Here is a 12,609-nt window from a genome sequence, read left to right on the forward strand (position 1 = left end):
CACCACCTCCCGAGGAAAAGATCATGACGGAATCTGTGAAGTCCGTACCGGCGCCCCGCGATCAGCACCTGCGCGACATGGCCAATTGCATTCGGTTCCTCTCGATGGACGCCGTCGAGAAGGCCAAGAGCGGGCACCCCGGCATGCCGATGGGCATGGCCGACATTGCCGTCGTGCTCTTTTCCGAGTTCCTGAAATTCGATGCCGAAGATCCCTACTGGTTCGATCGGGACCGTTTCCTGATCTCCAATGGGCACGGCTCGATGCTGCTCTATAGCCTGCTCTACCTGACCGGCTATCAGGATATGACGATCGACCAGATCAAGAACTTTCGTCAAGTCGACAGCAGGACGGCAGGTCATCCCGAATATCGCCATGCGACGGGCATCGAGACGACCACCGGGCCACTGGGACAGGGAATTGCCAATTCGGTCGGTTTTGCGCTTGCAGAGCGCATCATGAACGCCAGGTTTGGTGACAATCTTTCGAGCCACTACACCTATGTATTTCTGGGTGACGGATGCCTGATGGAAGGCATCAGCCAGGAGGCCATATCGCTCGCCGGTCACTTGAAGCTCGGCAAGCTGATCGCGTTCTGGGACAACAATTCGATATCGATCGACGGCGCGACAAACCTCGCCGAGTCCGACGATCAACCGGCGCGGTTTCGCGCTTCGAATTGGCATGTGCAGGAGATCGACGGACACGATACCGACGCGATCCGCAACGCGATCGTCGAAGCCCAAAGGGTCACCGATCGCCCATCCATGATCGCCTGCAAAACCATTATCGGCTTCGGCTTTCCGACCCGCGCCGGCACGCAGAAGGCCCACAGCGATGCGCCCGGCGAAGAGGAGATCGCCGGCGCCCGCAAGCTTCTCGGCTGGAACGCGCCTCCCTTCGAGATTCCGTCTGATCTCCTGGAAGACTGGAGAAAGATCGGCGCGAAGGGGCGCAATGCCCGCATGGCCTGGGCAGTTCGGGTCCAGACAGCAAAGGCGGATATCCGCCAGGACTTCGAACGCCGCATGAAGGGCGAACTGCCTTCGGGCTGGACCAAAGCGATCGAGGCTGCAAAACAGGAGCTTCTGTCTGCTGAAAAGGATCTGGCAACAAGGCAGGCGAGCGGGATTGTTCTCAACCACCTTGCCGAGTCCATCCCCGAGCTCATTGGCGGATCGGCAGACCTGACGCCTTCGAACAATACGAAAGCCAAATCCATGACGGAGATCGCGCCGGGGCAATATAACGGCTCCTACATCCACTACGGCGTGCGCGAGCACGGCATGGCGGCGGCCATCAACGGCATCGCCCTTCATGGCGGGCTGATCCCTTATGGTGGCACCTTCCTGACCTTTTCCGATTACGCCCGGCCGTCAATCCGGCTGGCGGCGATGATGGCGGTGCGGTCGATCTTCGTGATGACCCACGATTCGATCGGTCTCGGCGAGGACGGCCCAACCCACCAGCCGGTCGAGCATCTGACGGCGCTGCGCGCCATTCCGGGCCTTGCCGTGTTCCGCCCGGGCGACCCGATCGAGACGGCCGAATGCTGGCAGGCCATTCTCGATGCCCCGCGGCAGGCCGCACTGATCGCCTTGTCCCGCCAGCCCATGCCGCTTCTAAGAAAGCAGCAGGGCTCTGAAAACCTGTCAGCAAGGGGCGGATATGTTCTGCTTGAAGCCGAAGGTGGCGTTCGAGAGCTGACGATCATGTCAACCGGATCGGAATTGCACTTGGCCGTCGAGGCAAGGGCGAGGCTGCAAGCGGAAGGCGTTCCGACCGCGGTTGTTTCCATGCCGTGCCGTCTTTTGTTTGAGGCGCAGGCGCCGGACTATAAGCGTGAGGTTCTCGGAGACGGGACTGCGCGTGTCGCCGTGGAAGCGGCCGTCCAGGATAGCTGGGACCGATATCTCGGGCTTGACGGCCGGTTCGTCGGTATGCACAGCTTCGGCGCGTCGGGCAAGATCGACGACGTCTACAAAAAGTTCGGCATCACCACAGACGCAGTTGTGAAGGCCGCGCAAGAGGCAATGGGTCTTCGCGGTCGCTGAGTGATGGCAGCTGCGGGCGGCTTGCCGCCGCCCCTTCGCAACAAAGGGATCATAGCCTTATTGATTTGAGAATCGTGAATCTCACAAATCGCGACACGCTTTAGTGGCCCGATTCCGAAATGCCTCTCGGCTGGGCAAGCGGCAGCATGCCTTGATAGATGCCCGGGTCCGAGCCTTCGATCGGGATTGCCCCAACGCTTCGACGGTAGAACTCCATTGGACCGGCGCCCCCGATGACCCCGTAGGCATAACCCTGCGCGTACATATCGAGAAGCGTGGTCAGCAGCAGAGCGTGGCCGACGCCTTTGCCGCGGGCGGCCGTATCGACGCCGGTCGGCCCGAAAAAGCCCTTGGCGGTTGCGTCGTGACAGGCAAAGCCGATGAGTTCGTCGTTCTGGATTGCGATGAAGCAAGTGGGCGGCTGGCGCATGGTGGCAACCGTCGCTTCAGCGACCCAGCCGGATCCGAAGCGCGGTTCGATCCAGGCCGTCAGAGCGCTCAACTCCGGCGCAAGGACACGCCGGATGGTGATACCCTGTTCGGCGATGCGTTTATCGAGCGCAAAATCGGCCTTCAGCTCGTAGAGTTTTACCAGCATGTCCATGGTTTAGTCCTTTGTCAGCCCTTGATCGCGCCTGCCGTCAGGCCGGCAACGATACGTCTCTGGAAGATCAATACGACGATGATCAGCGGCAGCGTCACGGTAACGGATGCGGCCATGATCTGACCGAACGGATATTCGTACCGGCTATTGCCTGCAATCAGGCCGATCGCGACCGGCACGGTCCGGTTCTCGTCCGTCAGGGTGAAGGTCAGCGCGAAGAGGAACTCGTTCCAAGCCAGAATGAAGGCAAGAATGCCCGTGCTGGCGAGCGAAGGCCCCATGAGCGGCAACAGGATCTTCATCAGAATTCTAAAATGTGAGCAGCCGTCGATGATCGCGGCCTCTTCGAGCTCGCGCGGAAACTCGCGAATGAAGGTGGTCAGGATCCAGGTCGTGAAGGGTACGGTCGACAGGAGATAGGTAAGGACGAGCGCGCTTGGCCGATTGAACAGGCCCATCCAGTTGATCAGCTCGAACATGCCGGAGAGAACGACGACCTGCGGGAAGATCGAGATCATCAGCACGATCATCAAAATGGTACGCCGTTGCGGAAAGTCGATGCGACCCAATGCATAAGCGGCGCTGAGCCCGATGACGAGCGACAGGAACGTGGTTGAAACCGCGACATAGGCGGAGTTCAGAAGCGAGCCCATGAAAACAGGATTGTCGATCAGCTGGCGATAGTAGGTGAAGTCGAACGCCGGCATCAGCGCCGATTGATAGAGCGCCGAACCCTGCTTCGTCGAAGAAACGAAGGCCCAATAATAGGGAAACAGCGTGTAGAACAGGACGAGCAGAAGGGCCAGGATCTGCAGGCTTCGCACGACACGGCGCCGTATCCTAAAGTAGGAGGCAGGTTTGCGGATGGTCTTCGGGATGATTGCATCGGCCATGTCGCTCAGGTCCCCGCGGCTCTGTCGAGGCGAAGGACCCCGATGATGATGATGGCGACAAGCGCGACGAGCAGGAAGACCCAGGTCGATGCCGCCGAGCCGATGCCGAGCTCCTGAAAACTGATCAGCCGGTCGCGCGCATAGATGGAGACGGTCATGACGCTCTCGTTGCTCGCCGCCATCACATAGGCAAGGTCGAACATCCTGAGCGCATCGAGGACGCGGAAGAGGACCGCTACGCCGATTGCCGGACGCAGCATCGGCAGGGTGATCGACCAGAAACGCTTCCATGCCGGAATACCATCGACCTCCGCTGCCTCGAATATCTCCGGGGATATCAGTTGCAGGCCCGCCAGGATGAGCAGAACCATGAACGGGGTCGTCATCCACACGTCGACGAAGATCACGACGCCCATCAGCAACGATCCGCTAGCCGTCCAGGGAACGCCATGATCGATGAGGCCAAGCCCGATGAGAACCTTATTGATAACGCCGAACTGATCGTTCAGCATCCATTCCCAGATCTTCGTCGAGACGACGACCGGGATTGCCCAGGGAACGAGGATGGCGGCGCGCGCCAGCCCGCGGCCGGGAATCGCTTCGTTGACGAGGAGCGCGATCGCCAGGCCGAGAACCGTCTCGATTGCGACCGAGATGACCGTGAAGATCAGCGTATTCTTGACGGCAATCCACCAGCTGCGATCGTTGATGACCTCAAGGAAGTTGTCGATCCCCGTCATTGAATAGACGGAGGGGTCGTCAAGATAGGCATCGGTGAAGGCGAAGAAAAAGGTGCGACCGAGCGGCCAGAGGGCGACGACCAGCATGACGATGATAACCGGCAGCAGAAACAGCCAGGCCGCACGATGGTCGCGGCGGGCGAGTCGGGCACTCATTGCCGCGCTCCTTCGATCACGCCGGCCTGGCGGTTGAGAATGAGGCGTTTTCCATCGGCGGCGAAGGCAAAGATCGCAGTATCCCGGAAATTGAGGCCGACCTCGCTGCCGATCAGTTCCTTTGGCGGCTCGACATTGACGCGGATGACCCAGATGACGTCGCCGTTGATGCGGCAATAGGCAAAATGCTCATGGCCAAGATCCTCAATACGTTCGAGCACGCAGGTCATTCGTCCGTCCGCAGCGTTCACCAACTGGATCGCCTCCGACCGTATGCCGATTTCGGTGATGCTCTGGCCCTCGGTGCCTGCATCGATAACGAGGCCGCCCGGTCCGGTCACTTTGGCTGATGTTGCCTGCACGGGCAGAAAGTTCATGCGGGGACTGCCGATGAAGCCTGCGACAAACCGGTTGTCGGGGCTGTGGTAGAGTTCCTTCGGCGTGCCGACCTGCTCAATGCGCCCGTGATTGAGAACGACGATCCGGTCGGCAAGCGTCATCGCTTCCGATTGGTCATGGGTGACATAGATCATCGTCGTCTTCAGATCATCGTGGAGCTTAGCGATCTCCATGCGCATCTCCATTCGCAGATCCGAGTCGAGATTGGACAGCGGCTCATCGAAGAGGAAGATTTCGGGCTGGCGCACCAAGGCGCGGCCGATCGCCACGCGCTGGCGTTGTCCGCCGGACAACTCGCGGGGCCGGCGTTCGAGCAGATGATCGACCTTCAGCATCCGCGCGACCGATCGCACTTTCTCGCTGATAGCGGCCCTGTTCATGCCGAGGGTCTCAAGCGCGAAGCCGATATTGCGCGCAACGTTCATATGCGGATAGAGCGCGTAAGACTGGAAGACGAATGCTACGCCTCTCTGAGAGGCCGGCACATCAGTCACGTCGTCGCCGCCGATCCTCACCACGCCATTCGATGCGGAAATCAGGCCGGCGACGATGCGAAGAAGCGTTGACTTGCCGCAACCGGAGGGGCCGACGAAAACGACAAACTCGCCGTCGATGATCTGCAGGTCGACATTCTGGATAACAGTATGCGTACCGAAATTCTTAGAAACGGATTCGAGCGAAACCGATGCCATTGTTCACCTGAGGATACGAGACGGCAGAGGCCTCGCCACCGCGTTTGGTGGCGAGGCAGCGACTCCGACAGCAGATCGTTCCCGCCGCCGGAGATCCGGAGAGCGTCAGCGGCTTTCCTTCAGTTTCTCAAGCCGACCTGCCAGCGACGTCAGGCTGGACTTGACCTCGGCACCACCGGAAAGCATGTCGTGAACCGAGCGGTAGAAGGCCTGCGAAACGCGGTTGTAGCTGGTGCCAGTGTAGCCGGATGGACGCACGGCGCTGTCGGCAAAGGCCTGCTGGTTATCCTTGAGGAACGGTATCTTCTCAAGGACTTCCGGATCGCTGTAAAGCGCCTGAATGGACGGATTGAGAGCCGCCTTCAGCGCACGCATCTTCTGCATGTCGGGGCCGGTGATGAAGTTCACAAAGTCGGCCGCGACCTCGGGCTTGGCGCTGTATTTGTTGACGCCATAATACATGGGGCCAAGGCATCCGCTCGACTTTTCGCCTTCCTTGCCGACCGGTAGAGGCATCACGCCGACCTTGTCGACGATATTGCTCCCCTTTTGATGCGAGGTGCCCCAGACATAGGGCCAATTGCGGTGGAAGACCGCGTTGCCGGATTCGAAGAGGGCGCGCGACTGCTCCTCATCATAGTTGAGGACGCCCTCGGGGCTGATCGAGCCGATCCAGCCCTTCGCTTTTTCGAGCGCTGCAGCAGCCTGTGGGTTGTCGATGGTCACCTTTCCATCGTCGGAAATGATGGTGCCGCCGCCGTTGGAAGCCACAAGCTCGATTGCGTCGCAGGTCAGGCCCTCATAGCTCTTGGCCTGCCAGGCATAACCCCACATGTCGGCTGAGCCTGCAGCCCGCTCCTTGTCCTGAATTTCCTTGGCGGTGGCAGCCAGCTCGTCCCAGGTTTTCGGCGCCGCCTTACCGTATTTCTCGAGCAAATCCTTGCGGTAGAACATGAGCCCGACGTCCATATAGGCAGGCATGGCAATGAGATTGCCGTCGAGTTTGGCCGCGTTGAGTGTCGAGGCGAAATGCTTGTCCTGGTCCGCCTGCGGGATCATTGTCTTGAGGTCGAGCAGATTGCTCTTGAACATGCCGAGCCAGATCACATCGAGGAAAAGGACATCGATATCCTTGGATTTGGCGGCGAGCAGCTGCTGATAGATCGGGATCGCGTCGTCCAGAAGCGCGGGCATCTTGTTGATCTTGGCCTCGTTGCCCGTCTTTTCCTTCCAGGCATTGGCAACGTTCGTGCAGAGCTCGAATTCCGTCGGCGCGCAAAACACGGAAATGGTTTCGGCATGCGCGCCGCCACCCCAGAGGGCCGCAGATATCGCCAATGCGGCAAGGCTTTTCTTCAGCATCGATTGTTCCCTTCGTTGATAACGGCATTATGCGGAGCTCTCTGACTCCTTGCTTCCAATAGGACTGGTTATGACCAGTCATGTCAACATGGACTTTGCCGCCGGTTGCATCGAAGATACAAAACGGCAAGAGTGCACCGCACAGGACAGGATCAGATTCAAGATGCAGCAAGCGCCGGCATCATTCATCGCGCCACAGGGCGGCATCGATCGTAACGACCCTCGCCCCTTGCACCGGCAGGTCTACGAAGCCCTTCTGGCGTCCATCCGCGATGGCAAGCTGCCGCTGCGCGGCAAGCTGCCGTCAGAACGGGAACTCGTCGATCTCTACAATGTCAGCCGGATCACCGTGCGCCATGCCGTCCGCGAATTGATTCAGCAGGGCGTGATACACAGCCAACCGGGAAAAGGTCTCTACGTCGCCGAGCGTGGTGGCGGCTTCGAACTCCAGGTTCTGAAAAGCTTCACCAGCATCGCGATAGCGAGCGGTCGAAGTCCCGGCCATCGGCTGATCGAGGCCAGCATCGTGCATGCGCCGCTTGAGGTGAGCCGTCCGCTTTTCCTGGCGCCTGGCGCCGAGGTGGTTCTCTTGTCGAGGCTTCGTCTTCTCGACAACATACCTGCTGTCGTCCAGACCGATTGGATACCGGCTGCACGCGTTCCGGGTTTGCTTGATCTCGACTGGGCTGTTGCCAACCGGTCGCTCTATGCCGAGCTTCGCGAGCGCTATGGCATTCATCCGAAGCGCGGGCAGACAACGCTGAGCGCGCGCCTTGCAACGGATCAGGAGGCTGCGATGCTCGAGTTGCCTCCGCCAGCCGCCGTTCTCACCGTCGATCAGATCGCTTTCGACGATCGCAACCGCCCGGTCAACCTGACGGCGCTGGTCCATCATCCTGCCCGCTATCCTCTGACGCTGCTTCAGTCGGAATCGGGCGATTTCACGCAGTATTGAGCGACTCTGTCCTGCTTATCGGGGGGGCACTTTGAAGCTTGCCGGTGGCGCTCCAACGTCTTTTGCATTGTCCGATTTTCCAAAGGATCCCAACCTGCGTTTGCAGCGCTACCTTCGCCCCCAACAGCCGCGCTTCTGTTGTTTGGGGCGCACCGGTGGCAGCTGTCAGATGCAGTCGAGCGCGCATCATGGGATGGATACGCTCGGGGAGAGCCGTCGGTAACCTCTTGATTTGTATCCCGGCGCGCCACTGCTACATGTTGATACACTTCAGCCGATTTTCGAAATATGCAGGACACGTCCGTCCTTGAAACCTCTCTTCGTTGACAAGCGCCGCGAATGCGGCAGCAATCGAAGGAAAGCGTTTCATGACCAAGACCGACAATGTTTCAATTCGGCGCAGTGTTTCCGATCGAGCGATCGCCGTGGCGCTTGGCTCGCTGTTGCTCGTTCCGGTGATCTATGCACTACCGGCCCATGCCGCCGATCCTGCGTCGAATGTTTCTACGACGGCGAGCGCTGACGAAAGCGTCCGACCATTCCAGATCCACGTTCCGCAGTCGCAACTCGACGACCTGCGCAGGCGCATCGCCGACACCCGATGGCCGGACAAGGAGACGGTCGGCGACGACTCACAGGGTATTCAATTGTCACGCGTTCAGGATCTGGTTCGCTACTGGGGTACAGAGTACGACTGGCGCAAGACCGAGGCGCAACTCAATGCATTGCCGGAATTCGTCACGACGATCGACGGTGTCGACATCCAGTTCATCCATGTTCGTTCGCGCCATCCCAATGCTCTTCCGATCATTCTGACTCATGGCTGGCCGGGATCGATATTCGAGTTCATCAAGACCATAGGTCCTCTCACGGACCCGACTGCATATGGCGGCCGGCCGCAAGATGCGTTCGACGTCGTCATCCCCTCGATACCGGGCTACGGATTTTCCGGAAAGCCGACCGATCAGGGCTGGGGGCCGGACCGGGTTGCCCGCGCTTGGGACGTCCTGATGAAGCGGCTCGGTTATGACCACTATGTCTCTCAGGGTGGCGATCATGGTTCGGTGATCTCCGACGCGTTGGCGCGCCAGGCGCCGAAGGGGCTGCTGGCAATCCATCTCAATATGCCCGCGACGGTGCCGGGCGACCTCATGAAGGCTATCAACAGCGGGGATCCGGCCCCTGCGAGCCTGTCGTCGCCGGAGCGGGAAGCGTATAATTCCCTGAGCACCTTCTTCGGACGAAACGCTGCCTATGGTGCCATAATGGTGACCCGGCCGCAGACGATCGGCTATTCACTTTCCGACTCGCCGGCTGGCCTGGCGTCCTGGATTTACGAGAAGTTTGCCCAGTGGAGCGACAGTGGCGGTGTTCCGGAGCGCGTTTTCTCCAAGGACGAAATGCTTGATGATATCACGCTCTATTGGCTGACGAACACCGGCGCATCGTCTTCGCGCTTCTACTGGGAAAACAATAACAACAATTTCAGTGCCGAAACGCAGAAGACGAAGGACATCAAAGTCCCGGTCGGTATCACTGTCTTTCCGAAGGAAATCTACCAGGCCCCGGAAAGCTGGGCCAAGCAGGCCTATCCCTCGCTGACCTACTATCACCAGGTCGAGAAAGGCGGGCATTTCGCTGCCTGGGAGCAGCCGCAGCTCTTCGCCGAGGAAGTCAGAGCCGCTTTCAAGTCCGTACGCTGACGACGTCGAAATGGGTGGTCCTCGTTCGAGGGCCACTCACTGGCGTCGCCGTCACGATCCGTCGTTCATGATTGCAGCGACTCTGCACATAAACCTCGTCCATGCCGCGGCTCGAAAACCGGGATCAACGCCCTATACTTTGATCCACTTTCCAACAGGCGATCGGACGTAATAATCCTCCGGTGGCGATGCTTATGCGTTTCAGTTCTCGACTTTTATGGAGGCTCTATGTCCGTTGCAGATGACCAGATACTCACATTACAAGTGGCAAACATGAGACCGCAGGATGCGGGAACAAGCATTGCGCGGCTTTCTTCGAGCGCGATGAGCAAGATTGGTATTCGAGAGGGCGACCTTATCGAGCTTATCGGTAAGCGTCATACCGCTGCGGTCGCCATGCGCCCGTATCCCGACGACGAAGGGCTAAACATCGTGCGCCTCGACGGCCTGCAACGTGTGAATGCCGGAGTAACGAGCGGAGACCACGTCGAGATACGTAAAGCCGAGGCGCGTCCGGCGACAAAGGTGGTTCTGGCGCCAGCGCAGAAGAATTTGGTGCTGCAGGGCTCGGGTGAGGCTCTGCAGCGAACTTTCCTCCAGATGCCGATGGTCGCAGGGGACGTCGTGTCGACTTCCGTGCAGCAACGGATACGGGATCCGCGCTTCAGCCTTCCGGCTTACGGTCTGCAAGAAATCAGGCTCGTTGTCGTCTCGACGCAGCCGCGCGGTATCGTCCAGATGACAGAGCAGACAACAGTCGAGTTGCGTCCGCAGTTCGAGGAGCCGAAGGAAGCCCGCCGCGCTGACGTCACCTATGATGATATTGGTGGTCTCGGCTCGTCGGTCGAACAGGTCCGCGAGATGGTGGAGCTTCCCTTGCGCCATCCGGAGCTCTTTCAGCGCCTCGGTATCGATCCGCCGAAGGGTGTTTTGCTCTACGGGCCTCCGGGAACCGGCAAGACACTGCTTGCCCGGGCGGTGGCGAACGAGACGGAGGCCAACTTCTACCACATCGCCGGACCGGAAATCATGGGCAGCCGATACGGCGAGTCTGAAGAACGGCTGAGGCAGGTCTTCCAGGAAGCCTCGCAGAATGCTCCCTCCATTATCTTCATCGACGAGATCGACTCCATCGCGCCGAAGCGTGAACAGGTCACGGGGGAGGTCGAGCGGCGTATCGTTGCCCAGCTCCTGACCTTGATGGACGGGCTGGAGCCCCGACAGAATATTGTCGTCATCGGTGCGACCAACAGGCGCGATGCGATCGATGAAGCGCTGCGGCGCCCAGGACGTTTCGATCGCGAGATCGTCATCGGAGTTCCGGACCAAAATGGACGGCGCGAAGTGCTGGCCATCCACACTCGTGGCATGCCGCTTGCGGAAGATACGGACCTCGATGAGATCGCCAGAACGACCTACGGTTTCGTCGGCGCTGATCTGGGGGCGCTCGTTCGCGAAGCCGCCATGGATGCGTTGCGGCGCGTGCTGCCCGACATCAATCTTCGGGAAGGCATCCCGAGCGAGGTTCTGGAGAAGCTGACGGTTTCACAGGATGACTTCATGTCGGCGATGAAGCGTATTCAGCCATCGGCTCTGCGTGAGATCATGATCCAGGCACCCAACGTGCGCTGGGACGACGTCGGTGGACTGGACGAAGCACAGATGAAGCTGAAGGAGGGCGTGGAACTGCCGCTGCGTGCACCGCAGTCCTTCAAGCGCATGGGCATTCGTCCGGCCAAGGGTTTCCTGCTCTTCGGGCCGCCGGGAACGGGCAAGACGCTCCTGGCGAAAGCCGTGGCGCGCGAGGCGGAGGCCAATTTCGTGGCGACGAAGTCATCCGATCTTCTGTCGAAATGGTATGGCGAATCCGAACAGCAGGTTTCGCGGCTGTTCGAGCGCGCCAGGCAGGTCGCGCCAACGGTCATCTTTATCGATGAAATCGACTCGCTTGCTCCGGCCCGTGGCGGAGGATTGGGTGAGCCGGCGGTAACGGAACGTGTGGTCAACACGCTTCTGGCAGAAATGGATGGCCTGGAAGACATGCAGGGTGTCGTCGTCATGGCGGCGACCAACCGGCCAAATCTTCTCGATCCTGCGCTTCTGAGACCGGGCCGTTTTGACGAGCTGGTCTACGTTCCGGTGCCTGATGCGAAAGCACGGCGAAAAATCCTCGGTATCCATACGAAGAAGATGCCATTGGCAGAAGATATCGATCTGGATGAACTCGCCGAACAAACGGTGCGCTTTACGGGAGCTGACCTTGAGGACTTGACGCGCCGCGCTGGTCTCATCGCGCTGCGCCGATCGCTCGACGCCTCTACCGTGATCAAGGAGGATTTCTCCAAGGCTCTCCAGGAAGTCCGCCCGTCCGTCACCCCGGAAATGGAGCAGGAATACGAGGAGATGCTTCGGACCCTGAGGCAAGAAAGCCCGCAGCGACGACAGATCGGTTTCACCCCATTGCGGCAGGCTGCGGAGTAAAGACGATGGAGGCGGCCAAACCTCGGTTTTTATTTTCCTGAGGGATGACGAACCCCGTCCACGGCAACCTCGTCCGGTCCTGGAACTCCGTCCATCAACGGCAGGTTCTGGACGGGGTTTACAGAGGTGGAGGGTGTATGGACGGGGTAACCCCATCCAGCTTAGGCGGTTGATGCGAAACGATTATCCTCTGCTGGAGGGGGTGGACGGGTTGTTTGCTGAAAGGTGTCGGAAACGGGTTATGCCGGCTTGTAAACGGCGAAATATAGGGTGTTTCCGGATACTCTTGGGAAATGCGTTTTAACCCCGTCCACCGCCTCCGCATCGTCGCCTCCAATCTCTTGGTCTGACGCGCAAACCGCTCGAGCGGACCAAGGAAGCCAGCTATAGGCCCAGCATCGGCTTAACTAAGAGCTTTCTCACGCCCACGCGATCAAGTCGCGTGTTGACCAATCCTTGGTGCCAGGCCTTCTGGCCGGCTGTTTCGCTCAGGAAATACCGAACTTGTCTGACGAATTTTCCTGGGTCGATAATGCTGCCCGGAACCGAGTATCGGCCTCGTCTACCGCA

The 12,609-nt window shown here is 59.5% G+C and carries 9 protein-coding genes; 4 read left to right on the plus strand and 5 right to left on the minus strand.

Annotated features, from left to right (window positions below):
- The first annotated feature begins 23 nt into the window (after window positions 1-23).
- Complete coding sequence (tkt, locus tag FHT92_RS18670; RefSeq protein ID WP_183828119.1) at window positions 24-2,054, plus strand: transketolase; 2,031 nt, start codon at window positions 24-26, stop codon at window positions 2,052-2,054.
- Window positions 2,055-2,154: 100 nt separating this feature from the next.
- Here the strand turns inward: tkt and FHT92_RS18675 are convergent, their stop codons facing one another.
- From FHT92_RS18675 to FHT92_RS18695, 5 genes are all read right to left on the minus strand, one after another.
- The gene (locus tag FHT92_RS18675) at window positions 2,155-2,658 is read right to left on the minus strand and encodes a GNAT family N-acetyltransferase (protein WP_183828122.1); all 504 of its coding nucleotides are present in this window, start codon (window positions 2,656-2,658) and stop codon (window positions 2,155-2,157) included.
- Between the two features lie 14 nt (window positions 2,659-2,672).
- Complete coding sequence (locus tag FHT92_RS18680; protein WP_183748051.1) at window positions 2,673-3,551, minus strand: carbohydrate ABC transporter permease; 879 nt, start codon at window positions 3,549-3,551, stop codon at window positions 2,673-2,675.
- Between the two features lie 5 nt (window positions 3,552-3,556).
- Entirely contained in the window at window positions 3,557-4,447 is an 891-nt protein-coding gene (locus FHT92_RS18685) for a carbohydrate ABC transporter permease (protein ID WP_183828125.1), read from the minus strand.
- Entirely contained in the window at window positions 4,444-5,538 is a 1,095-nt protein-coding gene (locus tag FHT92_RS18690) for an ABC transporter ATP-binding protein (RefSeq protein ID WP_183748055.1), read from the minus strand. Before FHT92_RS18690 ends, FHT92_RS18685 begins: the two co-directional genes overlap by 4 nt.
- A gap of 105 nt (window positions 5,539-5,643) precedes the next feature.
- Window positions 5,644-6,900 (minus strand): ABC transporter substrate-binding protein, encoded by a 1,257-nt coding sequence (locus FHT92_RS18695; protein ID WP_183748057.1) that lies wholly within the window; start codon window positions 6,898-6,900, stop codon window positions 5,644-5,646.
- Between the two features lie 163 nt (window positions 6,901-7,063).
- Here FHT92_RS18695 and FHT92_RS18700 point away from each other — a divergent pair, with 163 nt between their 5' ends.
- From FHT92_RS18700 to FHT92_RS18710, 3 genes are all read left to right on the plus strand, one after another.
- The gene (locus FHT92_RS18700; RefSeq protein WP_183748059.1) at window positions 7,064-7,855 is read left to right on the plus strand and encodes a GntR family transcriptional regulator; all 792 of its coding nucleotides are present in this window, start codon (window positions 7,064-7,066) and stop codon (window positions 7,853-7,855) included.
- Between the two features lie 368 nt (window positions 7,856-8,223).
- Window positions 8,224-9,558 (plus strand): epoxide hydrolase family protein, encoded by a 1,335-nt coding sequence (locus tag FHT92_RS18705; RefSeq protein ID WP_183828128.1) that lies wholly within the window; start codon window positions 8,224-8,226, stop codon window positions 9,556-9,558.
- A gap of 228 nt (window positions 9,559-9,786) precedes the next feature.
- On the plus strand, window positions 9,787-12,039 hold the full coding sequence (locus FHT92_RS18710; RefSeq protein ID WP_183748063.1) for a CDC48 family AAA ATPase: 2,253 nt from the start codon (window positions 9,787-9,789) through the stop codon (window positions 12,037-12,039).
- Window positions 12,040-12,609 lie beyond the last annotated feature (570 nt).

This window comes from Rhizobium sp. BK377 (assembly GCF_014193935.1).
In the GTDB taxonomy this organism is placed as follows: Bacteria; Pseudomonadota; Alphaproteobacteria; order Rhizobiales; family Rhizobiaceae; genus Rhizobium.

Coding starts and splice junctions, on each gene's coding strand:
- tkt (WP_183828119.1), top strand. CDS start 24: ATGACGGAATCTGTGAAGTCCGTACCGGCGCCCCGCGATCAGCACCTG.
- FHT92_RS18675 (WP_183828122.1), bottom strand. CDS start 2,658: ATGGACATGCTGGTAAAACTCTACGAGCTGAAGGCCGATTTTGCGCTC.
- FHT92_RS18680 (WP_183748051.1), bottom strand. CDS start 3,551: ATGGCCGATGCAATCATCCCGAAGACCATCCGCAAACCTGCCTCCTAC.
- FHT92_RS18685 (WP_183828125.1), bottom strand. CDS start 4,447: ATGAGTGCCCGACTCGCCCGCCGCGACCATCGTGCGGCCTGGCTGTTT.
- FHT92_RS18690 (WP_183748055.1), bottom strand. CDS start 5,538: ATGGCATCGGTTTCGCTCGAATCCGTTTCTAAGAATTTCGGTACGCAT.
- FHT92_RS18695 (WP_183748057.1), bottom strand. CDS start 6,900: ATGCTGAAGAAAAGCCTTGCCGCATTGGCGATATCTGCGGCCCTCTGG.
- FHT92_RS18700 (WP_183748059.1), top strand. CDS start 7,064: ATGCAGCAAGCGCCGGCATCATTCATCGCGCCACAGGGCGGCATCGAT.
- FHT92_RS18705 (WP_183828128.1), top strand. CDS start 8,224: ATGACCAAGACCGACAATGTTTCAATTCGGCGCAGTGTTTCCGATCGA.
- FHT92_RS18710 (WP_183748063.1), top strand. CDS start 9,787: ATGTCCGTTGCAGATGACCAGATACTCACATTACAAGTGGCAAACATG.